14 protein-coding genes are annotated in these 26,726 nt (G+C 36.7%); 9 read left to right on the plus strand and 5 right to left on the minus strand.

Going from position 1 to position 26,726, the window contains the following annotated elements; genetic code table 11:
- The first annotated feature begins 23 nt into the window (after positions 1 to 23).
- Positions 24 to 758: a phosphatase PAP2 family protein gene (locus CG11_RS22980; RefSeq protein WP_052599199.1), complete on the plus strand. Its 735-nt coding sequence runs from the start codon at positions 24 to 26 to the stop codon at positions 756 to 758.
- A 187-nt stretch (positions 759 to 945) separates the two neighbouring features.
- On the opposite strand, the gene CG11_RS22985 is transcribed toward CG11_RS22980, so the two are convergent.
- The gene (locus tag CG11_RS22985) at positions 946 to 1,926 is read right to left on the minus strand and encodes an SPFH domain-containing protein (protein WP_052599200.1); all 981 of its coding nucleotides are present in this window, start codon (positions 1,924 to 1,926) and stop codon (positions 946 to 948) included.
- A 169-nt stretch (positions 1,927 to 2,095) separates the two neighbouring features.
- On the opposite strand from CG11_RS22985, the gene CG11_RS22990 reads away from it, so the two are divergent.
- The 3 genes from CG11_RS22990 (at position 2,096) to CG11_RS23000 (ending at position 3,641) form a co-directional block, all read left to right on the plus strand.
- The gene (locus CG11_RS22990; protein WP_052599201.1) at positions 2,096 to 2,395 is read left to right on the plus strand and encodes a cytochrome c; all 300 of its coding nucleotides are present in this window, start codon (positions 2,096 to 2,098) and stop codon (positions 2,393 to 2,395) included.
- A gap of 126 nt (positions 2,396 to 2,521) precedes the next feature.
- Positions 2,522 to 2,962, plus strand: a complete 441-nt coding sequence (locus CG11_RS22995) for a GNAT family N-acetyltransferase (RefSeq protein ID WP_052599202.1) — start codon at positions 2,522 to 2,524, stop codon at positions 2,960 to 2,962.
- A 43-nt stretch (positions 2,963 to 3,005) separates the two neighbouring features.
- Positions 3,006 to 3,641 carry a polysaccharide deacetylase family protein gene (locus tag CG11_RS23000; protein ID WP_052599203.1) on the plus strand — a complete coding sequence of 212 codons (636 nt, stop codon included), beginning with the start codon at positions 3,006 to 3,008 and terminating at the stop codon, positions 3,639 to 3,641.
- A gap of 9 nt (positions 3,642 to 3,650) precedes the next feature.
- Here the strand turns inward: CG11_RS23000 and CG11_RS23005 are convergent, their stop codons facing one another.
- Positions 3,651 to 5,051: a hypothetical protein gene (locus CG11_RS23005; protein ID WP_063833188.1), complete on the minus strand. Its 1,401-nt coding sequence runs from the start codon at positions 5,049 to 5,051 to the stop codon at positions 3,651 to 3,653.
- Between the two features lie 370 nt (positions 5,052 to 5,421).
- On the opposite strand from CG11_RS23005, the gene CG11_RS23010 reads away from it, so the two are divergent.
- The gene (locus CG11_RS23010; protein ID WP_231512829.1) at positions 5,422 to 6,546 is read left to right on the plus strand and encodes a glycosyltransferase family 4 protein; all 1,125 of its coding nucleotides are present in this window, start codon (positions 5,422 to 5,424) and stop codon (positions 6,544 to 6,546) included.
- Between the two features lie 10 nt (positions 6,547 to 6,556).
- Here the strand turns inward: CG11_RS23010 and CG11_RS23015 are convergent, their stop codons facing one another.
- Together CG11_RS23015 and CG11_RS23020 are read right to left on the minus strand one after the other, a co-directional pair.
- The gene (locus CG11_RS23015; RefSeq protein ID WP_052599204.1) at positions 6,557 to 8,290 is read right to left on the minus strand and encodes a BRCT domain-containing protein; all 1,734 of its coding nucleotides are present in this window, start codon (positions 8,288 to 8,290) and stop codon (positions 6,557 to 6,559) included.
- Between the two features lie 148 nt (positions 8,291 to 8,438).
- Positions 8,439 to 10,991, minus strand: coding sequence for an ATP-dependent Clp protease ATP-binding subunit (locus tag CG11_RS23020; protein WP_052599205.1), 2,553 nt, complete (start codon positions 10,989 to 10,991; stop codon positions 8,439 to 8,441).
- Positions 10,992 to 11,539: 548 nt separating this feature from the next.
- Between CG11_RS23020 and CG11_RS23025 the strand changes: the two genes are divergently transcribed.
- Both CG11_RS23025 and CG11_RS23030 read left to right on the plus strand, forming a co-directional pair.
- Positions 11,540 to 11,938, plus strand: a complete 399-nt coding sequence (locus tag CG11_RS23025; RefSeq protein WP_052599206.1) for an STAS domain-containing protein — start codon at positions 11,540 to 11,542, stop codon at positions 11,936 to 11,938.
- 104 nt (positions 11,939 to 12,042) lie between these two features.
- On the plus strand, positions 12,043 to 12,954 hold the full coding sequence (locus CG11_RS23030; protein ID WP_052599207.1) for a ribonuclease Z: 912 nt from the start codon (positions 12,043 to 12,045) through the stop codon (positions 12,952 to 12,954).
- Between the two features lie 42 nt (positions 12,955 to 12,996).
- Here the strand turns inward: CG11_RS23030 and CG11_RS23035 are convergent, their stop codons facing one another.
- On the minus strand, positions 12,997 to 13,467 hold the full coding sequence (locus CG11_RS23035) for a DUF6565 domain-containing protein (RefSeq protein ID WP_052599208.1): 471 nt from the start codon (positions 13,465 to 13,467) through the stop codon (positions 12,997 to 12,999).
- Positions 13,468 to 14,148: 681 nt separating this feature from the next.
- On the opposite strand from CG11_RS23035, the gene CG11_RS23040 reads away from it, so the two are divergent.
- Both CG11_RS23040 and CG11_RS23045 read left to right on the plus strand, forming a co-directional pair.
- Positions 14,149 to 24,066, plus strand: a complete 9,918-nt coding sequence (locus CG11_RS23040; RefSeq protein ID WP_052599209.1) for a gliding motility-associated C-terminal domain-containing protein — start codon at positions 14,149 to 14,151, stop codon at positions 24,064 to 24,066.
- Positions 24,067 to 24,335: 269 nt separating this feature from the next.
- Positions 24,336 to 26,564: a zinc-dependent metalloprotease gene (locus CG11_RS23045; RefSeq protein ID WP_052599210.1), complete on the plus strand. Its 2,229-nt coding sequence runs from the start codon at positions 24,336 to 24,338 to the stop codon at positions 26,562 to 26,564.
- The last annotated feature ends 162 nt before the right edge of the window (positions 26,565 to 26,726 follow it).

The following is a 26,726-nucleotide window of genomic DNA, read 5'->3' on the forward strand; positions in this document are numbered from 1 at the left end:
CAACGAATATACCCCACGATAAAATGACAAAAGAAGCAACTACCATATCTGATTTAACAATAGCAGATCGCAATTTACAAGCTCAAATTGACCATTTTGTAGCAGAAAACAGATGGTATATTGCGAGTTTTTTATTGCTTTGGGGAATTGCTTGTTATTTTTTGATGGGGGTATTGAGCAAAGGAGATGTGATTTTATTCTTTGCAGAAAATCGAAGCGAACTAAAAAATACATTTTTCCTCTTTTGCACTTATATAGGAGAGGGCTATGTGTACTTGTTGGCTACAATCGTCCTATTGTTTTCAGGTTATTCAAGAAGTTTGGCTATTTGTCTGAATGCTATATTGGTTTTGACAATTAGTCATGCCTTAAAGGTTTTCTTTGCCCATGAACGCCCAGTTCGTTATTTTGATAATTTATTAGAGCAACCCGATTTGCCGAATTATGTTCCCGATGTTGTTTTGTTAGATGGATGGACAACTAGCTTTCCTTCTGGGCATACAACATCTGCTTTTGCATTTTACAGTCTTTTAGCATTTTTCATCCCCAATAAATGGATTAAAATGTTGTGTTTGTTGCTGGCAACCTTAGTAGGGCTTTCTAGAATGTACTTGGTTCAGCATTTTTTGAAAGATGTAACTACGGGAATGTTGACAGGTTTTTTGATTGCTTTGATAGTGTATTGGGGACATGAAATGCTATCACCTAGTGTTACTAGCAAGAAATTACGATTAAGAAGAAAGAAGGCTAACCATTAGTATCTGGAAATAAAAATACAGCCCAAAGGTTACTTTACTTCGTGGAAAATAAACACAAGTATTAACTTCCAACACTTATTATTGCCATCATCAAAAAAGCGTTACGAAGTTATTCTCCATAACGCTTTTAGAAGCTTATTGATAATTGTTTGGTAATTGATCAAAAGGGTCACCTTTTGACAGTCACTTAATCTAAGCTTTTATTAATATCTAAAATATCCTTTTCTTTCTGAGCAAATGTTTTCTTAACAGTGGGAATCTTAGTACGATCTTTACTCAATCGATTAATTTCGTCAGCCATTAAATTACCTTCCATAAGTTGTTGTTGCAAATTTTGTAAATTGCCAGGAGAATAAGGAACAATAATAGAGCTGTTTTTCTCTCCAACTTCCTTGATGGTATCGTAATGTTGTGTTAATAGAACGAACTGCATAATTTCGATTGGAGATACATCGTTAAGTGTGTTGCTAAAATCTTCTACAGAATCTGCAAAACCTTTGATGATTGCTAAACGTTGTTCGGCAACCCCTTCTCCTTGCAAACGTTTGGATTCTTTATCGGCTTCCGCATCTTTAATTTTTGCAATTTTTCGTCCTTCTGCATCTTCATAAATCGCCTCTTTGTTGCGTTTAGCAGCATTGATTCGGTTCATAGATTCTTTTACCATTGCATCGGGATCAATGTCAGTAATCAAGGTTTGGACAATACGATAACCGTATTTTTCCATATGTTCAGACAACTCTGTCTTTACTGCTGTAGCAATATCGTCCTTACGAGCAAATACATCATCCAATTCTAATTTAGGAACTTCAGCGCGAACGGTATCAAAAATATACGAAGATATTTGACTATATGGATCGTCCAATTCATAGAAAGCTTCTTTTACCTTACTCTTCATGATTTGCACATGTACCGAAACTTGTAGTTTTACAAATACATCATCTTTTGTTTTTGTCTCAATATGGATGTCCAACTGTTGAACTTTGAGGTTAACGGTTCCTGCAACAGTTTCTAAGATGGGAACACAAAAGTTAATACCTGGGTGTAAAATTCTGTTAAAACTACCCAAGCGTTGAACAATTTTTGCTGATTTTTCTTGAACTACTTTTACTGTGGAAAAGAGAAAAAACAGAAAAACAACCGCAGTGACAATAATAAATGGATCCATAGACGCTGATATTTTGAGAAGGTTATTAATTAAGATTAAAAATAGATATTGTCCAGCCTTTTTAAGTATTTTGTGTGCCAAACGATGATTAATATAGAGAATCAATCATTATCTAATATAATAAATAATGTGGAACGATGAATAAGAGTTCCCAATAATCATAAAAAAGATGCGAATTACATTTGTTTTGATAATACTGAGTTGGTATGTATGGGCTTGTTCTGCACCCGAGAGTAAACGCCAAACCATTTCAGGAGTAGAGATTTATAAAACACGTTGTGTGACTTGCCATGGAACCGATGGTAGAATGGGAATGAATGGCGCCAAAGAATTACCTGACTCGCCTTTGAATGCGGCGCAACGAATAGAGGTGGTCACACATGGTAGAAACATTATGCCTGGATTCAAAGAAATGTTATCAGAAGAAGAAATAAAGGCAGTTGTAGAGTTTACAATGACTTTAAAGTAAATAGTAGTAGGATGTATGAAAAAGATGATCGAATCTAAACGGTGGGTAATCCGATTATTGGGAAAAAAGGATGCAGCGAAACTTCAGCAGTATTATAGTAAGAACAAAGCTTTTTTTTAACCTTGGATGCCAACGTATGCGCCCAATCGATTTCAATTAGAATATATAGAAGCCAGTATTGTCGTTTCGCTCGATCATTATCAAAAAGGAGTTTTGCTTCCTTTTATAGTATTACATCCTATAACTGATGAGCTAATAGGCACCATTACCTATTCTCAAATTCAAAGAGGAGTTGCTCAATATTGTTGTGTAGGATATAATATATCTGAAACTTGGAATGGTATGGGTGTCGCAACAGAGGCTTTGGAAGCAACCAATCGTTATGTTTTTGAAGTGTTGAACTTGCATCGGATAGAGGCTAATATATTGCCTGTCAATAAGGGATCTATTCGAGTAGTAGAAAAGTTGGGCTTTGAAAAAGAAGGGATTTGTAAGGCTTTGTTAAAAATTGATGGACATTGGCAAGACCATATAAGATATGCTTTAATTAATCCTCTAGTTGAATAATAACCTACTAGAGTCGAGCCGATAGTATCAAACTCCAACAACTATGTATTATCCAATTAAGATTCCAAAGTGGTTTCAAAAACTTTTTCCAGCTTATCTGTGGAGAGGGGCAACAGGGCAAAATAAAAAACAACTTTATTTGACATTTGATGATGGTCCGATTCCACAAATAACGCCTTGGGTATTGGATCAACTTAGAGCATATAAGGCCAAAGCAACTTTCTTTTGTGTTGGTGCCAATGTGCAAAAAAACAAAGCAATTTATCAACGGATTTTAAATGAAGGACATCAAGTCGGAAACCATACTTTTAATCATGTCAATGGTTGGAAAACAAAACACCAAGATTACATCACAAATGTTACGGCATGTAGGGAACAGGTCGAAAGCAAGCTTTTTAGACCTCCTTATGGGCGCCTAAAATGGCAGCAAGCCAAGGAACTACGCAAGGATTATAAGATTGTAATGTGGGAAGTTTTGGCAGGCGATTTTGATGCTTCTATAACAGGAGAACAGTGTTGGCAAAATGTATGTCAGTCAGCTAAAAATGGTTCTATCATAGTTTTGCACGATAGCCAAAAATCATGGCAGCATTTGTCCTATGTATTGCCGAAGTTATTAGAACATTATCATCGACAAGGATTTACTTTTGAAGCGATAACTATAGAAGACGAAAGCTAGAGCAATACCCTAGTTTAGAGGTACCGTTTGTATTGTTGTATTGGGACTTGAAAGCGGTGGTGGCGGAGCAACTTTAGGCTTTCGTACTTTGTCCAGTAACAAAACCATAGCAATGTAATAAAATGGTAAACAAGGAATTTTATACCGAGCTAAGGCACCAAAATTAAAGGAAGTGAAGCCAACTGCAAAGGCAAAAATAATCGCAAAAATTAAACAGAACAGAATAACAGGATCACTGAATATGGCTTTTAACGTTTTAAAAACACCTACTTTAAAAAATACGTAGATGGTGAAACCTAACGTAAATAAGGCTTCGGCAGCTGATGGCAAAACGATGATTTTTGTGGCTTCCCAAGGATAGGGACGAAAAAGAGCTACGTTAACTGCTTTGGGAAATGTGGCAATTAAACCACCTAAAGAAGGGTCTAAAACTCCTAAATCATACCCTGTGCCATTGTCTCGTTCTGTACTCAGCTTTAACCACCACTGAACCTTTGCCGCTTCTTCCAAGAAACCTTCTAAAGTATATTCTGAAAAAACGCTGCCCAGTTGTTGTATAACAATTACGCCCCCTAAGGCTCCTACGCCAAAAAAAATAGGGGTCGCTAATTTTCTTAAAGTATCATTTTTGATGCGCTCTTTGATCATAAAAAAGACCCAAACAACAGTTGCTGGAAAAATAGCGACCAAAACATATACCTTAATATTTTTCATCAAGAAAGCTCCCATGATAATAAAAAAGATAGAACGCAGTATTTTTTTCTTTTTGCTAATCAAACTATAATAAATACCATTAACAAAAAAGCCTAAGGCTCCAATAACAATAGAATCTTTCATGATACCTGTGCTCCAAAACCACATAGAGGGCAAAAATAAAACGGCAAGTGCTATTGGAAAATGTAAGTGAGGAACGAGGTCATAAAAAACTCGATACATTGCCCAACAGCCTAAAAAACTAAAGACAGTTAAAGCAAAGGAGGTGCCTATATAAGTGCCAAACCCTAATGGGCTAACAATTCCTGCTAATTTAATTACCATTGCCTCTTTCGGGTTGACAAAGAAGCCACGTAAAGTAACCGAATTGTAAGCTTCTAAGGACCACTGTTTATAGTCAACGGCAATAAGCTCGTAAGCGGTTCCTGGATTGTTGAGCATGGCATTGTAAATATCTCTTGCACCAAAGAAATAAAAAAAAGTATCTCCATAACCATAATAATATTGATACATCAATGCGGTTAGGATGGCTCCCAACAAGCGAAGACCTAATGCAGGTAGAAAATATTTTTTTATAATATCGTTGGAGTACTTTCTGTTTCGGTAGAAATAGAAAATGAGCACCCAGATCACCAAGAAAAAAGGCAATAAGATAAAATCTTTCGTATAAAGTATTTGCCATGCAAGTAAAAACATACTAGATAAAGCTGTATTTTGTGCTTGAAAGATTAAGAGGATGTTGCGTCACCAATTTAAAGTTATCCCTTGGGTGTATGATGAAAATATAAAGGTACGCAAATATTGTATCTAGTGCAAAAATAAAACTCAAGCATTTTAATGTACCTTTGAGAAGGGGGAAATAAATAAAAGGAAGGCAGCACAAACTAGTAGCAGTGTTGCTAACTAAAAGCAAAGTGCTCGCGAAGTGCCACGGAGCTAAATTGATGGGGCTTTCCAACAAACAATAGTTCGTTGAAAAACTAATATAAATGTGCTTTTTTATCTTTTTGGTAAAAAAGTAAAAAAGCAACGAACTACTAAACAAAGTAATGTAATAATAGAAAGTGTGAATAAGCAACTAAAAATAGGAATTGTTTTAAATACAGCATGGAATATATACAACTTCCGATTGGGGTTGGTCAAAGCTTTATTAGCGGCAGGGCACGAGGTTTATGCTATTGCTCCAGTTGACGATTTTGTACCAGCAATAGAAGCAACAGGGTGCCAATTTGTTCCCGTTCAATACTTAAGTAGAAAAGGAGTAAATCCGATTCAAGACATGCGTTTTGGATATGAATTGTATCAAATTTATAGATCCAAAGAACTAGATGTTGTGTTGCAGTATACCATTAAACCTAATATTTATGGATGCTTAGCAGCAGGAAGAGCTAAGGTAAAGAGCATTTCAACGGTGACGGGATTGGGATATAGCTTTTTGAAAGAAGGTTGGGTAAATAAAATTGTAAAATTACTGTACAAGACAGCCTTCAAATCTGGGACACGCATTGCCTTTCAGAATCGAGATGATAAAAAACTATTTGAAAATTTGACCTTGTGTCCTGCTTCCAAAACTACTCTAATCAAAGGTTCTGGGATTAATACCAGTCATTTTAAACCCATACCCAAACAAAAGACCTATGACAAATTAATTTACCTATTTGTGGGGCGTTTGTTGTATGATAAAGGAATCAATGAATTGTTTGAAGCGGCACAGAAATTTAAAAAACAGTGCCCTGATACAGAAATTTGGGTAGTTGGAGCGATTGATGATGGCAATCCCTCTGCTGTTAACAAAGAAGAAGTAGCAGAGCAAGAAGCCAATGGAACGATTCGTTATTGGGGTGTTTCGAAGGACGTACGCTCGATTATGCAAGAAGCAGATGTTGTGGTTTTGCCTTCTTACAGAGAAGGGTTGCCTAGAGTTATGCTGGAGAGTTTAGCAATGGCTAAGCCAATTATCACAACAGACACCGCAGGTTGTAGAGAAACAATTCAAGATACTAAAAATGGATTTCTAGTTCCTGTGAAGGATGCAGAAGCGTTAGCCAGTGCGATGTTAAAAATGTACAACTTGACAGATGAAGAAAGAAAAAATATGGGGAAAGTTGGACGAGAAATGGCTTTGCAAGAGTTTGATGAGCAGGCTATTATAAAACGCTATTTTGAAGAAATACAAAACATGACGTCATAAGACACCATCCCTATAATTTTAATTGCAAGTTGGGTATTAATTCTTTTATTTTTTCGAGTAATTTTTTGTTTTCTAAAAGGTTATAATTCCCTTTTAAGATCAGGACTTTTAATTGGTTGAGTTTGGGGAGCAATTTAGTAGAAATAGATCGCAATTGATAGTTGTAAGATAAATCTAAGATTTCCAATTCATCTAATTCAAAGAGCGAAGTTGGCAAGGTTGTTAGACCAATTTGAGAAAGAGACAATTGCTTGTCTTTGACGCGTTCTCTAAGTAGTTCAATGCTTTCTTTTTGAGGGAGTTCTGACAAAAGAAAGGTAAACCCTTTTTTATAGGTTTTGTATCCGTGCCAAGCTATTTTTAAGCAATCCAATTCTGTGCGCCTTTGCAAGCTTCTTAATTTGCGTTTTATACCTACCTCAGATGCATATTTTGAAAAAATGACTTGATTTTTTTTGAGCTCATCGACAAGATTAATAGAGCCATATTGCCGAATTAGACGTTCTGACTCTCGATGTATGGCGTTGTTATCGGTTTGTCGATGCGCCAAGAACAACTCTGTAAGCAATTCCATCGGAAAACCTCCCTGTTTGAACAGCGTTAAGGCTAATAAAATATTTTCATCTTGACCAGATAACAATAGTTGCCCAATATGCTCCGTGTTGACATCTGCATCATCTACTAAGTATTGCTCCGAATTACTATTGATAAAATTCAAAACATATTGTTCTGATAAAATTGGTATTTGTTGCTCCAAAGCATCTAGATAAGCACCATGAGATAGTTGCCCTAGCAGTAGATGGGTAGTTTGGGATGTTATTTTAGAACTGTATTTAATTCCTTGTGCTTTCAGTTTTTTGCGCAACTCTTGTTTGTTAATGCCAATTTTGCCAGCAACAGCTAGTTGTGCACCTTTTAGAAGGGGAGAAGTCGTATTTTTTGTCCATCTATTGTGATAATACTCTAAAGCTTTGAGCCTAATAATCTCCAACAACTTAATATCAGTTGTTTTCAAAATCATTTCTTGCGTAACAAAACGATCTAATTTGGTCATATTACCAGCTAACAAATTGAACAAAACAGCTCTAAAAGTCCAATCAAATTGATGTTTTCGGCAAATGTTTAATAAATTATAGTAATACTTCTTTTCTAATGTGCTATGACCATACAAATAAGGGATGTTAGCACAAAAAATAGGATGCTTTTTAATTAGTTGATTATAAAGTTTTTTAGGAAGTGCCAACTCAGATAAAGTATGCAGCTCTGCAATCTCTACAGGAAGTGCTTTTAGTTTGGCACGCAATAAATTGACGTATTTTAATGATTTAATAGAGTTGAGGACAGCCCATTCGTGTATGTCGTTTTCAAAATGAGAGCCATTAAAATCCAATTCTTCGAGGCGAGGAAGATCAGCAAGGGATCGAGGGATGGAGGACAAAGAATGCTCCTGCAAGCCCAAGGTTTTTAAGCATTTTAACTTTCCGATGGAGGGCAAAATAGCATTTGCTTCTACTCCTCTAAATACCAATGTTTGTAGTTTAGGAAGTGTCAGGATAGAAGCGGGAATAGTGACTCTAAAGTAACTCTCTAAAAAATAAAGTTCTTCGAGGTTAATACATTTACTAATTAACTCGCCAAAACGCTTAGATTTGTAGTAACTATTTGTCCGAATACAAACAATTTCTTCGTAGTCATCTACAGTTTCCAAGTCATCGATGCTATATAAGGTAATTCGTTGCTTCATGCATTAAAAATAACTTTTTTCTACAGAAAAAAAGATAATTGATTCAAAGTTCTCATCCTAAAATGCTTGCTTTGAGGCATTTTTTCTAAAAACAAAATGCCAACACTTTTGGGAGTGTTGGCATACATTATTGTATTCTTATTAAAATCTATTTTTTAGTAGATTTTTTCTTTTTCTTAACTGTAATAATCATTTCATCTTCTTCGCCCAAAGTTGCAATCAAGGTTGCCCCTTCCTCTAAAGTAGCTTGATTGTTCAAGATAAATTCTGCCAAAGGATCTTCCAAGTATTTTTGAATAGCTCTGTTCAACGGTCTAGCTCCAAATTGAGGATCGTAGCCTTTTTCTGACAAGAATTTTTTCGCTTTTTCGTCCAATTCTAAGCTATAGCCTAGTTCTTGGATACGTTTGTACAAATCTTTTAAGGTAATATCGATAATGCGGAAAATATCTGCTTGATCTAAGCTGTTAAAGACAATTACATCATCAATCCTGTTTAGGAACTCTGGCGAGAACGTACGTTTTAATGCTCCTTGAATAACACTTTTCGCATTATTATCAGAATCTTCTTTTCGAGCCTGAGTTGCAAACCCAACCCCTTGACCAAAGTCTTTTAGGCGGCGAGCACCAACATTAGAGGTCATGATAATCAGTGTATTTTTGAAATCTACTTTTCTACCTAGACCATCTGTCAATTGACCATCATCTAACACTTGCAACAAGATATTAAAGATATCGGGATGTGCTTTTTCAATTTCGTCCAATAAAATAACTGAGTAAGGCTTGCGGCGTACTTTTTCTGTCAATTGTCCCCCTTCTTCGTAGCCTACATAACCTGGAGGCGCACCGATAAGACGACTAACAGCAAATTTCTCCATGTATTCACTCATGTCAATTCTAATCAAAGAATCCTCAGATGTAAATAGTTGACGAGCCAATACTTTTGCCAATTCTGTTTTTCCAACTCCAGTAGGTCCCAAGAAAATGAAGGTACCAATTGGTTTGTTGGGATCTTTTAGTCCAACACGATTGCGTTGAATTGCTTTGGTTACTTTTAGAATTGCTTCGTCTTGTCCGATAACCTCACCTTGCAGATCCGTTGTCATACTCAATAATTTATGGCTTTCGTTCTCTGCAACACTACTTACAGGAATGCCAGTCATCATAGAAACTACTTCAGCGATGTCGGCTTCTTCAACAGGATAACGTTTTGTTTTAGCCTCTTCATCCCATTGTTTTTTTGCCTGTTCCAATTGACGGATCAATTTAGACTCTTTGTCACGATAATTAGCAGCTTTTTCATATTCTTGATCTCGAACTGCTTGATTTTTGTGTTCCTTGGTTTGTTCGATTTCATCTTCTAATTGAACAATGTGTTTAGGAACATGGATGTTTTTAAGATGGACGCGAGCCCCTACTTCATCCATAACATCAATAGCTTTGTCTGGCAAGAAACGGTCAGAAATATAGCGATCACTCAACTTCACACAAGCCTCAATCGCATCATCAGAGTATAATACATGATGAAACTCTTCGTATTTCTCTTTGATATTGTGCAAAATATGAACGGCTTCTTCAGGCGTAGGAGGGTCAATAACCACTTTTTGGAAACGACGATCCAAAGCACCATCTTTTTCAATATATTGACGATATTCGTCAAGTGTAGAAGCACCAATACATTGCAATTCACCACGAGCTAAGGCTGGTTTAAATATATTAGAAGCATCCAACGATCCTGTTGCACCACCGGCCCCTACAATCGTGTGAATTTCATCAATAAATAGAATGACATCCCGTGATTTTTCTAGTTCTGTCATAATCGCTTTCATTCGTTCTTCAAACTGACCACGATATTTGGTTCCAGCCACTAGTGCAGCCAAGTCCAACATCACAATACGTTTGTTAAAAAGCGTACGAGAAACTTTGCGTTGGTGGATACGTAGCGCCAATCCTTCGACTACTGCTGTTTTACCAACACCAGGCTCCCCAATCAAAATAGGGTTGTTCTTTTTTCGTCTAGACAAAATTTGAGAAACACGTTCGATTTCTACTTCTCTACCAATAATAGGATCTAATTTATCTTCTTCAGCAAGTTTTGAAATGTCTCGTCCAAAATTATCCAAAACAGGCGTATGCGATTTTCCTTTTCCTCTACCACGAGATTGAGGACCAGAATCTCCGCCGCTACCAGCACTTTCTTCTTCATCGTCAAATTCGCCACCAGGCAAATCAGAAGTGATATCAGGATTAATTTCAGTGCCTACAAATTCTAATTCTGTTTTGAAAACATCATAAGAGACATTAAATTGTAGTAATACACGAGCTGCTAAGTTGTCTTTGTGTTTTAGAACAGATAGCAAAATGTGTTCTGTTCCAATAAGCTCACTTTTTAGTAGCTTAGCTTCCAAAAAAGTTACCTTTAAAACCTTTTCAGCTTGCTTTGTTAATGGTAAATTCCCAATATTATAAGAAGTAGGTAATGTATTGGTGTTTTGATTAATTGAATTCTCAACAGCAACACTTAATTGATGTGAATCCACATTAAGTGATTCTAAAACACGGACAGCTAGGCTAGTAGGCTCTTTTAATACTCCTAATAAAAGATGCTCTGTACCTATGTAATCATGACCAAACTTAAGAGCTTCTTCTCTACTATGTGAGATGATCTCTTTTACTTTGGGAGAAAATCTGTTGTTAGGCATATCTTTAGTTTATAAATTGCTAGACCAAGGGTCTAGTAAATAGTTTTAGATTTATGGGTATTATGATTTCTAATTTGACGTGTTCCTAACAAGAACAATAATTTTAGTCAAAAAGTTTTGTCCTCGTTTTCTTACAAAGAAAGGTAGAGAATATTTTCAGAAAAGGAAAATTTTTGATTTTTTTTTGTCTTTTATCTACGATATCTAATAATAGTTTCTATCTATCTCGCAACAATTTTGTCAGGTATTTGTCTATTATAATATAATAACGTCTACTTTGTAATTACTGACGAAAATAGTGCCAAGCTAATTTTGTATTTTTTATAGAAAATTGATTACATTAGCCAATAACTTACTTACTTTTGCAGTACTATTGTATAGTGTATAGAAACAAAAGAAGCCTTACTAGGTTGATTAAAAGGTAGTTATTTGTTGTGTGCCTATGTTAATACACTAAAAATTTTATTAAAAAGTTTTGTTACTTCAATATTATTTGGAGAAATAAAAAATTTAGTACATTTATTTTTGATAAAGAAATACCAAATTTTATGAAATATTCTGTTGATAAGAAAGATGATTACGCGGTTTTGACCCTTGCAGAAGAAAATTTAAATTCTCTGAAAGCACCAGATTTAAAAGCAGAACTTATTGTACTGCACAATGCAGGTATTAAAAATTTAATCATGGATTTGTCAAACACTAAGTTTGTCGATTCTTCAGGATTGAGTGCCATATTGACAGGAAATCGTCTGTGGGCAGAATCTGGAAATGCTTTTGTTTTAACAGGGTTAGTACACCCTAGCGTTAAAATGCTAATCACAATTTCTAGACTAGATAGTGTATTGACAATTAAAGAGACCTTGAGTGATGCTGTTAAATATGTTATGATGGAAGCATTTAAGAGCGAACTAGGAAGTGAAAAAACGACTGAAGAGGAAGAAGATTAATCATCGAGCAGTCTCTTCAACAACCATAAAAAATATTAAAGCACTCATAAGCATTTCCTTGTTTGAAATGTTTATGGGTGCTTTTTGCGTTATAGGATAGAAATATGAACTTTGAATTGCAAATCTTGGGAACCAATGCTGCTACTCCTGCTCATGGAAGGCATTTGTCTGCTCAAGTACTAACAATAGGGAAAGAATCTTTTTTGATTGATTGTGGTGAAGGGACACAATTTAGAATGTTGAAATTCCAAGTCAAGAAAAGCAAAATCAACCATATCTTCATTAGCCATTTGCATGGCGATCATACCTTTGGTTTGGTTGGATTACTAATGACCTATGACTTAATCGGGAGAAAGAAGCCTTTGCACATATACAGCCCAGAAGATTTGCAAGCAATCGTTGAAATTCAACTAGGAACAACCTTACGATTCCCATTGCATTTTCATACCACAGACTCTACGAAGTCAACCATATTGTTTGAGAATAGTGCGGTTACAGTTCATTCGATTCCCTTGGTGCATCGAGCGCCCTGTCATGGCTTTTTGTTTGTAGAAAAAGAACGTCCAGCTAATATCATAAAGGAAAAAATAGATGCTTATCAAATTCCACATACAGCTATTCCTGCCATCAAAAAAGGCGCAGATTATACATTGGCGGATGGTCGAATTATTCCCCATCAAGAATTAACCAAAGCTCGTACAGCCCCTCGGAAATTTGCTTATTGTTCCGATACAATCTATTCAGAAGCTATAATTCCCTTAATAAAAGGGGTCGATATATTGTACCATGAAGCAACATTTATGCACGATATGTTACTCAAGGCTGAAAAAACAATGCACACGACAGCAAAACAGGCTGCTACTATAGCGGCACAAGCAAAGGTAAAGCAATTGATTCTAGGTCATTTTTCATCTCGATACAGCAATTTAGAGCCTTTGTTAGCAGAGGCAAGGGCTGTGTTTAAGGACAGCTTTTTGGCTGAAGAAGGAAAGAAAATCAGCATAGAGAGCAGTTAGTATTCTTATGGTAATAACTACTAATTTTACAGGTGCTCGAACTTATTTTCCATAACGCTTTTCTAAATCATCCATGATTTGATGAATTTCATCAGGATTATTGAGAATTTCTGTAGCAGCATTAAATAAAACGGTATAATCTATTTCTAACAATACTTTTTGAATGGCTAGTTCTGCCTGTGCTAATTTTATCATGGCGCCCATTCCATGTTTGGCATAATAATAAGTTGCGACAGAAGCGGCAACCCCTAATTGGTCCGTTGTGGTAAGCTCTTTTTCAAACTGAGGAAAACATTCTTCGGTTAATTTCTTAAACTTAGCATCATAACTTTCCCACTGACTATCGGAGATCGTTCCTTGTTTTTGCTCATTGGTTAACTCTTCTATAAAATTGTAAAAATTGTCTACAAAAGCTTCTTTATCTCCTCCACAGCTAATGTAGTTGGTACAACTAGAAGTAAATAATAATAAACTAAGTAAAAAGGACGATAATATAAGGGTAGTAGAACGCATCGAAGTTAGTTTTGTGTAGAAGTCGTTAAAAACTTCTTAGTGTGAATGAATTATAATGACAATGTATAAAAAAGGTTGTGAACAGTAAGTGTTGACCTAGGTGCCAAACTTAGACCTTATCGACTAAAAAGGAACAACTCTGTAGTACCTGTCTACATTTTGCACAATATTTCCCTAAAAAAGAATGGAACAACATGACTTCAAAAGGGAGGTTAAAAAGCTTCTGTAAAAATAAGCTTCTTCTCATAAATAAGAGGAAAACAGAGGAATTTTATTTTAGAGCTGACGAATACAATATTATGACTAAAACTATTGGCAGCAATCAATTTTGTTGATGGCAGACAATTAATGGAAGAACAAACGAAAAAATAAAAAATATTTTCTTTCTAAAAGGTTACCTCTTTCGAGGTCATTCCATATACCCAATATATAGGTAGAAAATAGGAAAAAATACAATAAAAAGCAGATGCTTTTAGAAGCTATTTGGAGTGAAAAATAGAACCCATTAAAAGTAGTTGGATGCTTTGTTTTCAGGTTTTTAACTTAGATGACAGAATCAAACTTTTGACAAAAAAAAGCATTGACAAAAACTAAATTCCAAAACTCCAGTTCAAATTAGAAGAATGTGCTAATTTGTTTTATTTTTGTTCCTTAAGTATGCACAGAAAATTATAGAAATATATGAAAAAGAAATTTACCTTATCGCATTGTTGTAGGTTTTTGGTCGTTGTTTTTATGGTATTGAGTTTTAATTATCTCAATGCTCAAACGACGAACTTTCAACGAATTACAACAGAATGTTATTCTGGTCCAACGCTAAGTTATACCAACACATCAGGAACATTGCTTCCTTCTGTAAACTTTACAGTAGGACCAGGCGCAGGGCAAATACCTGTTGGTCATGTGGTTGCCGATGTTATCGTAGAGATTGTCTGGTCAAAAACAGACGATGGCTCTTGTACTTCTCCTACTGGAAGCCCTGTAAACTTAGGCGATGTAGGATTTCAAATTGCAGGACCTATTGGAGGAGCTCGTTATTTAGCAGCTTCCAATGCAACTTCTGGTTTTGCTGGAACAACCAATACCTTTGTAGGAACATCCAACGTAATTACGACTAGAACCGTATTTCGAGATGGGGCATCTTCTGTAATTCCAGTGACGCCAACAGGTTCTGACACCATCGCACCAAACAACGATCCTTTAAGTTTTTATCGTGGTCAAACGCCTGGAGGAAACTGGTCAGTGGGAGCTATCGATGACCTCCCAGGAAATAGTTCTCCTGCTTTGTGTATACATTCTTACTGTATTACTTTGATAACTTGTGATCCAGCTTCTTTATCGGCAACCTGTCAAGCTTTTCCTACTGTTAATTTGGGAGCGACAGGTGTGCATACGTTTGAATTTCCCGATTTAGATAGTTTGAGTGATGTCTCTTGTTTAGTAGATGATATTACATTTACGCCAGCTACGGTCAATTGTTCTAACCTAGCAGCACGAGTGCCAGTGACCATGACAATCAGAGATAATCTGGGAAATGTTGATAATTGTGTGAGTTTGGTAAATGTTACAGATAACACACCACCAGTAATCCCATATTGTTCTCAACCATTCGGAACCATCTTTACGGATCTGTATTTAGATGCCAATGGTAGAGATACTTTTTATGCAACTTCGGTTCCAATGACAGATAACTGTGGTCCCGTAACGCAAGAAGTAAGAAATATAACTCCAGGTAGCCCGTGGCGACCTTTTGTCGATTTTAATTGTGTAACAGGACCGCAACAATTTTTTGTTAGAGGAGTAGATCCTAGTGGCAATATGGATTCGTGTCGTGTTATTGTTAACATTATAGATACCATTCCACCAACAGCTGTTTGTGGTCAAGATACTGCGTTTGTAGGAAATGGACCATTTACAATGCCTGCTATTCGGTTAGACAATGGTAGTTTTGATGTTTGTCCACCAATTACTGGACGTTGGATTAATGTGCATACTGGTCCCGACCCTGTGTATACTTGCGCCGATTTGGGAATAGATACGGTTTCTTTAATCGTTTCAGATGCTTCTGGTAATTTAGATACTTGTGATAATGCAATTGTTGTTGTGGTAGATCAAGTTCCACCAACAGCAGTTTGTCAAAATGTAATGGTTTATCTTAATGCTGCTGGAAATGGAACCTTATTCGCTTCGGATGTAGACAATGGCTCTGTAGATTCTTGCTCGATTCTTAGCCGAGATATCAACGGTGTGGCGAGTATATCTTACAATTGTTCAGACATTGGAACGAATCCAACTGTTACATTGCATGTATTTGATCCTAGTGGTAATGTTGACTCTTGTACAGCAACAGTAACAATCTTAGATACTTTTCCTCCAACAGCAATCTGTAGAAATTTTACAGTCAACTTGGATGCTTCAGGGGTAGCAACATTAGTGGCGGATAGCTTGAATAATAATAGTACAGATGTTTGTACAGGTAATAACCTAGATTTCTTTATTAATGGAAATCCAACAACAACGTTTGATTGTGCTGATATTGCAACCAATCCAAATCAAGTTATTTTAACAGTAGAGGATGCTTATGGAAATCAAAGTACTTGTGCTTCTAATGTTACTGTTGTCGATAATATTGATCCTGTGGCCAACTGTGCAACGCCCACAGTTTATTTGAATAATGCAGGTCTTGCAACCGTAACAGCAGCAGAATTGAGCGCAGGTAGTACAGATAATTGTAGTGTGGTTGATAGCTTTGTAAATGTAGTCGGAATTACTTCTGCTAATTTTACTTGTTCGGCAATCTTCACACCACAACCGACAACACTGATTGTTCGAGATGCATCAGGGAATACGGGGTCTTGTAATACGGTTGTTAATGTCGTTGATACCGTAATGCCAACAGCTCTGTGCGAATCTAATTATGTCGCTACACTAGGTGCTAATGGTTTAGCAACAGTGACACCTGCTAATATAGATTCATCTAGTACCGATAACTGTGGATTGGTAGAATATCTTATTAATGGATCTCCTAACCAAGTATATACTTGTACAGATGTTGGAACATTGGGAGCTGTTTTAACCGTAAGAGACTCTTCTGGTAATACGGCATCTTGTCCAAGTACTGTAACGGTAGTAGATAATACACCACCAACGGCTTCTTGCCAAATTACCAATGCCTACTTGGGGGCTTCAGGAACAGTAGCTATTACACCAAATGATGTATTGGCATTTCCTGCTACAGGAGATAACTGTGGTTCTGTTACGACTAGTTTCCAAGGTGGAGGTACTAATATTATTTACAATTGTGATAGTATAGGACCACGTTCCGTTACGGTTGTTGTTCGAGATGCAACTGGAAATACAGCGACTTGTCAAACAACAGTAACTGTTGAAGATACTGTTGCACCAACAGCAAGTTGTCGTCCAGTTCCTTTTACCGTTCAACTAGATGCTTCTGGAAATGGGTTTGTTGTACCTGCCAATGTAAATAATGGTAGCTCAGATATCTGTGGTTTGGATACAATGTTAGTGAATGGTGTCGATTCATTCTTCTTTACTTGTGCCAATATTGGTAATACAGCAGTAACACTCTCTGTTTTGGACGAATCGGGGAATCAAAATACTTGTGTAGCAAATGTAATTGTAGCAGATAATATCAATCCAACTGCGTTGTGTCACGATACGACTTTATACTTAAATGCTTCAGGCGTAGTGACAGCTTTCCCAACAGATATTGATGCAGGAAGTTCAGACAATTGTTCGTTCACAAGACGAATTAATAACTTGCCATCCGTAACGTATAGCTGTAACCAAGTTGGTGTGAATACAGCACAACTATTGATTAGAGATGGTGCTGGTAATACAGCCCAGTGCTCGGCAAATATTACAATACTAGATACGATAACACCTGTTGCCAATTGTATTGCACCTAATATTCGTACAATATACTTAGATAATACTTGTTTTGCTTCTGTACCTGCGGCAACGTTTAATAACGGTAGTACTGATAACTGTAGCAGTTCTTTAAGATTTAGAGTTGGAGGTTTGCCAAATGCTACTTTTACTTCTGCTAACTTAGGAACGAATCCAAATCCTGTTACACTAACAGTTTGTGATGGTTCTAATAATTGTTCTACTTGTAATACTACAGTTATAGTTAGAGATAGTACACCGCCTAACTTAGTTTGTCGCCCAGATACCGTTCAATTGGATGGTACTGGAAATGCGATTGTTCTTCCTAATGATATTAATGGAGGAAGTTCAGACAATTGTAGTGTACCTACTTATACCATTAATAATGGTCCTTTTGTTAATATGACCTGTGCCAATATAGGAATTAACAACGTAACACTAACTGGAACCGATCAAAGTGGAAACGCAGATTCTTGTACAACAACTGTTTTAGTACAAGATGTTACCGCACCCAATGCTTCTTGTAATAGCATGGTAACTGTAATACTAGATGCTGTAACAAGCAATGGTAATTTGACGGTTGCTGATGTTAATAACAATAGTTCAGACAACTGTAATATTGCTACTTATACTTTGTCTAAAACAGTATTTGATTGTGGTGATATACCAAACAATACCCATATTGTTACCATGGTTGTAACTGACCAAAGTGGTAATACAGATTCTTGTACGACACAAGTAACGGTTGTTGATACAGTTGCACCAGTGGCTATTTGTAGACCAACGCCTATAAATTTATTCTTAGTAGGTAGTACGGTTTCAACTACGATTGCTGCTATTGATAATGGTAGTTTTGATAATTGTGCAATAGCTAATAGAACATTAAGCCAATCTACATTTAATTGTTCCGACATAGGAAGCAATACAATTACACTAACCGTAACCGATTCTAGTGGAAATGCAGGTACTTGTACTGCGACAGTAAATGTGGCGGATACAACAGATCCTACGCCATTCTGTTCTAACCCAACAGCTCAACTAAATGCGAATGGTACTATAACCTTAGCGGCTACTGACTTAGCACCAGGTAGTTTTGATAATTGTTCAATTGATACCATGTTAGTCAATGGGCAAGATTCAATTACATTTACTTGTGCTAACTTAGGACCAAATGTGGCGACAGTATTTATGCAAGATCCTAGTAGTAATACGGCAACATGTCCTTCTACGATTACTGTAGTAGATGATGTTGACCCAACAGCAATTTGTACAACAACGCCAGTTCAATTATTTTTAGATACTGCTGGAATTGCCGTTTTAAATCCAGTTGATTTGGATGGGGGAAGCACTGATAACTGTAATGTTGTTGGTTACACTGCTTCACAAGATACATTTGATTGTTCCCATGTTAATAGTAGCCCTAATAGCGTTATTTTGACTGTAGAAGATCAAAGTGGTAATACTAATAACTGCTCTGCTCAAGTGAATGTTGTTGATACTGTAAGACCAAATATGGCTTGTCAACCAGTTACTCTAAATTTGAGCCAAGGAGGAGTAGCACCTGTGAATGCATCTATGTTTGATGGAGGAACAACTGACAATTGTACAATTGCTAACTTGAGTTTTAGAGGGGCACCGAACTTAGTAACTTGTAACGATGTGGGAACACATGCTATTACCTTAATAGCAACAGACGTCAACGGTAATACAGATTCTTGTACAACAACTTTAACTGTTTTAGATACTGTATCTCCAACGCTTTCTTGTAATACAATTACAGTTGATTTAGATGCTTTTGGTAATGCTACTGTCGATTCTGCTACAGCTGGTTTATACAGTGCTTCAGATGCTTGTGGTATTAACTCTTTGACCTTGAATGGAGGAACAACGGTTAATTATACCTGTGCAGATGTAGGAGCAAATACTATTAATATAGTGGCAACTGATGCAAGTGGAAATTCTTCTAGTTGTACTGCAACAGTCAATATTCAAGATGTAACTGCTCCATCTATTACTTGTGGTATTACGACACAATACTTGGATGCAAACGGATTATTACCAGTAGATCCAGCTTGGATAACAGCAAATGTTATAGAGGCTTGTGGCATTGATACAACTTTTACTAACCCAGATACTTTGACTTGTGCAGACGTGGGACCATTTAATGCCGTAACGTTGACAGTAGTTGATGTTAATGGAAATTCAAGTTCTTGTAATGGAAATATTGAAGTGTTAGATACAATTCCGCCTACAATGGTTTGTCGTGATACATCTGTTTGTGTTAGCGGAGGATTTGTGAATGTTACAGCCGCCGATGTAGATGGAGGAACAACCGATGCTTGTGGTTTATCTGCGATACAAACGATCAATGGTTCTAATAACGTTATCTTTACTTGCGCCGATTTGGGAATACAAACAGTTATTCTAGAACGTCAAGATGTCAATGGAAATACGGATACCTGTCATGCTTCGGTAACAGTACAAGATTGTACTCCACCGAATGCTGTTTGTAGAAGTAGCTATACGGCACAAATAGGTTCTAACGGTTTTGTAACGATTTATGCAATTGAACTGGATTTTGGAAGTTCTGATGATTGTGGTATTGATTCTAGCAGCTTTAAGATCAATGGTCAAGATAGCTTGTCATTTGGCTGTAATGTTATCAGTGCACCGTTTACAGTAACCTTTACAGTGGCGGACTCTTCAGGAAATATGGATACTTGTATTTCAACCATAACAATACAAGATACAGTGGCACCTATTGCTAGATGTGGAGGACCAATCAATGCTGTACTTTCTGGAAATACAGGAGAGTTCTTTGCGAATGCATTTGATTTAAATAGTACGTCTAATCCAAGTAGTGATAATTGTAGTATAACATCTTACCTAATCAATGGTCAAGCAAGAGATACGTTTACTTGTTCTATGATTGGACAAAATACAGCAGTACTAACGGTCATAGACCAAAATGGAAATTCAGATACTTGTCATGCCATTGTAGATGTACAAGATTTAACGAATCCAACTGTTAACTGTCGATTTATAACCAACTTGACCTTGGATTCTTCGGGGCAAGCTTCAATTGCAGCTAGTAGTTTGTTAGTAAGTTCTAATGATAACTGTAGTATTGATTCAATTCTTGGAAACGGATTGGATACCTTAAACTTTACTTGTGCGGATATTGGTGGTAACCAAATTCAGGTGATTGCTATTGATCAATCAGGAAATCAATCTTCAGCTTGTAATGCAATTGTTAATATTAGTGATACAACAACACCTGTTGCTATTTGTCCAACGATACCAGTATACTTAAATCCAGTCGGTAATGTTTGGGTGCAAGCACAGCAAATTGATAGTGCTAGTTTTGATAACTGTGGTATTGTATCTTGGTTGATTAACGGACAAGATTCGATTATTTTTACTTGTAATAATGTTGGGGTATCGCAGCAAGCAACCTTGACAGTAACCGATGCGGCAGGGTTATCCGATGATTGCGTAGCAACTATTGAAGTATTAGACACCATTCCTCCTGTAGCCAATTGTACATCATTTGTTGCTGTACTCGATCCTAATGGCTTTGTAGAAGTGACACCCAACCAAATTGATAGCAATAGTTTCGATAACTGTGGTTCCTTTAATTTGACTTATGCTATTAATGGGCAATCGAGAGATACCTTCTATTGTAGCAATGTTGGTTCACCAACCACGGCTACTTTGAGCGTAACCGATCAATACGGAAATACAAGTACTTGTGTGGCAAACATCGACGTAATTGATCAAACTGATCCAGATTTAATCTGTACAGGGACAACTCAATCAGTTTATTTGGGACAAAATGGTTTGGTAAATGTTGATCCTGAAGACCTAGCATTAGGTGCTTCAGACTCATGTACCATTTTAACTTGGTATATTGATGGATTGACAGATACAACCTTTACATGTGCCGATATCAATATTACTCATCAAGTAGTAATTAGAGTAGAAGACCCAAGTGGTAACTTTGATGAATGTAACGCACTGGTTCGTGTATTAGATACAATTGCACCAGCGCAAGGAAATCCAGTATGTGCTTCATTAGGAACACTGTCTTTGAATGCGGCAGGAGTAGTTGAAATTACAGGATCGCAATTGAACTCATTTAACGTAGATAACTGTTCCATTGTGGATACCTTGATTAATGGGCAAACTAGTATTACTTACGATTGTGATAGTCTTGGTCAACGTCAAGCAGTCTTGACTTTGACAGACCCATCAGGAAATAGTAGTACTTGTACTGCCAACTTTACAATCGCAGACAATACTGATCCAACGGCACTTTGTTATGGTTCGTTGCCAATCCTATTAAATGCTAATGGAATTGCAGCAGTCGATGCCAATCAATTGGATAGTGCTAGTTTTGATAACTGTGGTATTGTATCTCATTTAATTAATGGAGTCGCTGTTGATACATTTGATTGTACTAGAGCTGGAATTCCAACACCTGCATTACTGACAGTAGCCGATGCGGCGGGTAATACAACGAACTGTACCGTAACACTTCTTATCGAAGACGAAACACCTCCTGTGGTGAGTTGTCAAGATATTGACCTTTATTTGAGTAATGTAAGTGGAACGGCAACATTACAAGCCTCTCAAGTGGATAATGGTAGTTTTGATACTTGTGGAATCAATAGCATACTGTTTAATAATGGGGCTAGTTCTATTCAATATACTTGTGCTGATACTGGACAAAATGTTGTTACATTGGTTGTAACTGATGTGAATGGAAATGTAGATTCATGTACAGCAACAATAACCGTAAGAGATACAACACCGCCTGCATTAAATTGTAGAGGAGTCAATGTGAACTTAACCAATGCTGGTAGTGTTGTGTTGCAAGCAAATACTTCTAATCCATTTGGTGTCATCAACTCGGCTGGTGATAACTGTGGTATTGATACTATATTTGTGACACCTGATACAATTACTTGTACGGATCTTGGAAATGTAGTCTTTACCGTAACAGCAATTGATCATAGTGGTAATATGGGAACTTGTCAAGATACAGCAAGAGTATTCTTGGAGCGCCCAACAATTTTGTTGCCAACACAAGATACAGTGCTTTGTGAAGGAGATGTATTGCCATTGAGCGCTAGTGTGCCACCAAATGGTATCAACTACTCTTATGCATGGACAGGTCCAGCAGGACCAATAACTTCTGATCCAACAACAAGAGATACGGTCGTATCAAACGTAACAATTGCTAATGAAGGATGGCAAATATTTACCATCACACCACCATCAGGAAATGGATGTCCTGCTTCTGATTCTGTTTATTTAGATGTGAACGAAGTTCAGCCTCCTGTCTTGACTGGTGTACAACCTTGTGATGGCGATAGTGCTACTATCTACTTAGCTAATAGAGCTACTTACATTGGAACAACAATTACTTACAATTGGTATTTTAATGGGAATTTGATTTCTAATAGTCCTGATTCTTTGATTATACCAAATATGTCTGCTGCCGATAGTGGGGTATATTCTATGTCTATACAAGTTATAGAAGGACCAGCAATTTGTTTTGATAGCTCAGCAGTTGGATTTAATTTTGATGTTTTGGATTTACCAGTAGCACCAGTGCCAACAGCAAACTTGCCTTGTGAAGGTCAAACTTTGACATTATTAAATAATGCACCAGGAAATACTTACAATTGGTCTGGACCAGCAGGATTTAATACAACATTACCTAATCCAACAAGACCAAATACAACGCAAGCATTTGCTGGTCTGTACACATTGACTATTACTGATGTGAACAATTGTTCGAACACTGGTACTGTAAATGTTGTGATTAGCCCAACACCACCTCAACCAGATGTTTTCTACACAGAGCCATTGTGTGCAGGAGATTTGTTAGAGTTGCAAGATACTTCTACATATAATTTCCCTCCAGTATTGTATTACTGGGAAAGTCCATCAGGAACTATTGATACAACGACTATTGGTCAATTATTCTTGTCAGGAGCAAGTGCTGGTAACTATATGTTAACCGTTTCAATGAATGGTTGTCCTTCTGCAACAGGAGATACGGCAATTGTAGCATATGAAGCTATTCCTACTGGTGGAGATGATTACTTTACAATTGAATTTAGAGATTCTCTAACAGGAGCTACCAATGGTGGTAATAGTATTATTATCAATGATAATCCAAATGCAAGTGGCTATCTGTTATCTGTTATTGATAGTACCAAAGGAGGCGTGATTCGATTGAATCAAGCTACAGGAACTTTAAATTATTATCCTCGTTCTGGATTCTTTGGTATTGATACAATGTACTACTCTATTTGCGATGTTCAATGTCCGAATAGTTGCGATACAGTACAAGTAAGAATTGAAGTAACTACTGATTTTGAGTGCTTCATTCCGCAAGGAATTTCTCCTAATGGAGATGGCATAAATGACGAGGTAGTTGTTCGTTGTGCCAATAATTATCCGAATGCGACCATGCAAATTTTCTCTCGATGGGGAACATTAGTTTATGAAGGGGCTCCAACGGGATGGAATGGTCAATTTAATGGACAAGATTTGCCAGATGGAACGTACTTCTATATCTTAAAGTTGAACGATACTAGCTATACTGGTACTGGGTCAAACCCAGATGAAGGTAGAGTAGGAGACCAATATTCTGGATACATCATGTTACAACGTTAAACACAAAACGATCCATAAATAAGAGCTGCCTGATGATTTCAGGCAGCTTTTTTTTTTGAGAAAAAAATATTAGAAGCTTTTAAAAATCGAAGTTTTGATGTTGTCTAAAATGAGAAAGCTTGATTTCTGTGCTTTTATCTGTTTTGAGTTTCCTTTATATTTAAGTAATAATATTTTTTAGTTAGAGAGTTGCAATAGAAGGAGCCCTATGCACATTATAAAAATAAGAAGTACCTCTTTGCAGCACATTATTACAAAATTAAGGAACGATGACATACTACTTTTTACAAGCATTTAGAGTTGTATTACTCTTAATGGCAACGAGTTTTTGGTTGCAAGCACAACATTTGGATTGCGGAACCTCTTACGAATATGGGGAAAAAATTAAACAACGAATGTTAGATAATAGAAGGCAACATAGTAGTTTAATGTCCCGTTATAACCAAGCTCGCAGTGGCAACAATACGGTGTATATTCCTGTTCAATTTCATATTGTCAATAAAACAGATGGAACAGGGGGAGAAAAGGTACAAGATGTGCTTGATAACCTTTGCAAGTTAAATTCAGATTTTGCCCCTATCAATGTAGAGTTTTATATGTACAAGCCCATTAATTTTGTTAATAAAGATTTATTGTATACGAATGATGAAAATAGTGGCATGGGGTCTTATTTTATGGGTTTACTAAAAGAGCCCGGTGTCGTGAACATATTTATTGGTAATGAAATTATCAGTCCACAAGGTGGAACAATTTTGGGGTATTATGATCCTAATCTCGATGCTATTTATGCCATTCAAGATGCTGTTAATGGTTATTCTTATACCTTAACACATGAAGCTGGGCATTTTTTCTCTTTACCACATACTTTTGCGGGGTGGGAACGTCAAGATTATAGCACAGTAACGGCTAATTCTAGAGGACGTACCCCTAAAGAATTACCTAATGGTGCTATCGTAGAGCGATTGCCAAGAACAGGAGGGCAAGAAAATTGTCAAATCGCAGGCGATGGATTTTGTGACACAGATCCTAGTTATTTGTTTGGATATTATAGAGGTGTTTACAATAGAGGAACACATTTTTGCGAGCATGCATCTGCAGCAGTCGATCCTACAGGAAAACTGTTTCGTCCAGATTTAATTCGTCCTGCCACACGTTTTAGTATGAAAGAGGATGATCCTGCTTTTACAGAGTTGTTAACAACAAATGCTTTTGTAGGTACATATTTTCCTCCCAAAACTTTGTTACTTGTTGAAACCTCTTTTACGCCGCAAGGAGGTACGCCAACTATTATGTGGAAAGATACTATAGGAAATTCCGATACAACAGATTACAACTTACAGACAAATTCGAACTTAATAGGTCTTGGAATGGATCAGGTTAAAATAGGACATATTTCTATGGGAGATTACTATTTAGATCAAAATATCGTGGTAAGCGGTTCTCCCGATGTTTCTAAGTCAGCAACTGTACCCGCAGAATATAGAGTTATTCCAGGAGGAGCTTATACAACAGAAATGTCTTCTTTGGAGTTGCTAAATTCAGGGACTACAACTATTTCTAGTGGTATTACTGTTGAAGTTGAAGAAAGATTATATCATAAAATAACAGGACTGGTTGCATCAGAGTCTTGGACTATTCAAGTGGCAACACCATTGCCTCCCGGAACCACAACACTTCCTGCCTCGAATTTGTACAAACAAAAGAGCACGATTGCAGGTTGCACTTTTGATATCAAATTGGAGGCTCCTTATACAACAGTAACGGGAACATCTTCAGAAAATATTATGAGTTATTACAGTACAAATTGTAAAAATACATTCTCCGCAGAACAAGCCGTAGCCATGCAGTTGGATATTGCATCTAGAGGTTTGGCAACTAGGTATCCAGCACCTACAGCGACATTAATAACCAGCCAAGTTGCTACTATTTACCCAGTACAAAATATAACAACGCCTAATAATACGGTTAACTTTTCGTGGAATGCTATAACAGGGGCTACGTCTTATCATGTTTATGTGTATCAAGTCGATGCATTAGGAAACCCGTTGCTAAATGGTGACAAATTAGATTTTATTGTTACGAGTCCTAATTTATCAGTTTCCCTAAAGCCTAGTAGCAAATACGAATGGAAAGTAACTCCTTTGAATGCTGTGAGTTTCTGCGATCCCAATACGAGTTCTAGTGAAGTGCTGTTTGAGACGGGGCTTAGTACTTCTGTTACCAGTTTGAATACGCCATTATCTACCCTAAATGTTTACCCTAACCCAATTGCTCAAGATAAGGTGGTAACACTAGAAATTAACTCAAAGGTAGTAGAACAAGTAACCGTATCCATTCTTAATGCATTGGGGCAAGAGGTAATGCCCGCACAGTCTGTAGAATTGATAGAAGGTGTTAATAAAAACCAATTGGATGTTCGGACATTATCAGCAGGATTGTACTTGATTAATGTAAAAAACAAAGATGGTATCCAAAGCAGTAAATTAGTAATTGAATAATGTGATTTGTATAAAATAGGTTCGAGTAGTTGTCTTTTTGCAAAGTACTTTTAAGATAACTATATTAAATGGTTGCACTTTGGTAGGTGCAACCATTCTTTTTTGTTTATAAAAATATTTGCCCTTCTACCTAAAAAGCATTAATTTGGTAATTTATATTGT

The sequence above is a fragment of the Aureispira sp. CCB-QB1 genome (assembly GCF_000724545.1).
Taxonomy (GTDB): domain Bacteria; phylum Bacteroidota; class Bacteroidia; order Chitinophagales; family Saprospiraceae; genus Aureispira.

Coding starts and splice junctions, on each gene's coding strand:
- CG11_RS22980 (WP_052599199.1), top strand. CDS start 24: ATGACAAAAGAAGCAACTACCATATCTGATTTAACAATAGCAGATCGC.
- CG11_RS22985 (WP_052599200.1), bottom strand. CDS start 1,926: ATGGATCCATTTATTATTGTCACTGCGGTTGTTTTTCTGTTTTTTCTC.
- CG11_RS22990 (WP_052599201.1), top strand. CDS start 2,096: ATGCGAATTACATTTGTTTTGATAATACTGAGTTGGTATGTATGGGCT.
- CG11_RS22995 (WP_052599202.1), top strand. CDS start 2,522: ATGCCAACGTATGCGCCCAATCGATTTCAATTAGAATATATAGAAGCC.
- CG11_RS23000 (WP_052599203.1), top strand. CDS start 3,006: ATGTATTATCCAATTAAGATTCCAAAGTGGTTTCAAAAACTTTTTCCA.
- CG11_RS23005 (WP_063833188.1), bottom strand. CDS start 5,051: ATGTTTTTACTTGCATGGCAAATACTTTATACGAAAGATTTTATCTTA.
- CG11_RS23015 (WP_052599204.1), bottom strand. CDS start 8,290: ATGAAGCAACGAATTACCTTATATAGCATCGATGACTTGGAAACTGTA.
- CG11_RS23020 (WP_052599205.1), bottom strand. CDS start 10,991: ATGCCTAACAACAGATTTTCTCCCAAAGTAAAAGAGATCATCTCACAT.
- CG11_RS23025 (WP_052599206.1), top strand. CDS start 11,540: ATGAAATATTCTGTTGATAAGAAAGATGATTACGCGGTTTTGACCCTT.
- CG11_RS23030 (WP_052599207.1), top strand. CDS start 12,043: ATGAACTTTGAATTGCAAATCTTGGGAACCAATGCTGCTACTCCTGCT.
- CG11_RS23035 (WP_052599208.1), bottom strand. CDS start 13,467: ATGCGTTCTACTACCCTTATATTATCGTCCTTTTTACTTAGTTTATTA.
- CG11_RS23040 (WP_052599209.1), top strand. CDS start 14,149: ATGAAAAAGAAATTTACCTTATCGCATTGTTGTAGGTTTTTGGTCGTT.
- CG11_RS23045 (WP_052599210.1), top strand. CDS start 24,336: ATGACATACTACTTTTTACAAGCATTTAGAGTTGTATTACTCTTAATG.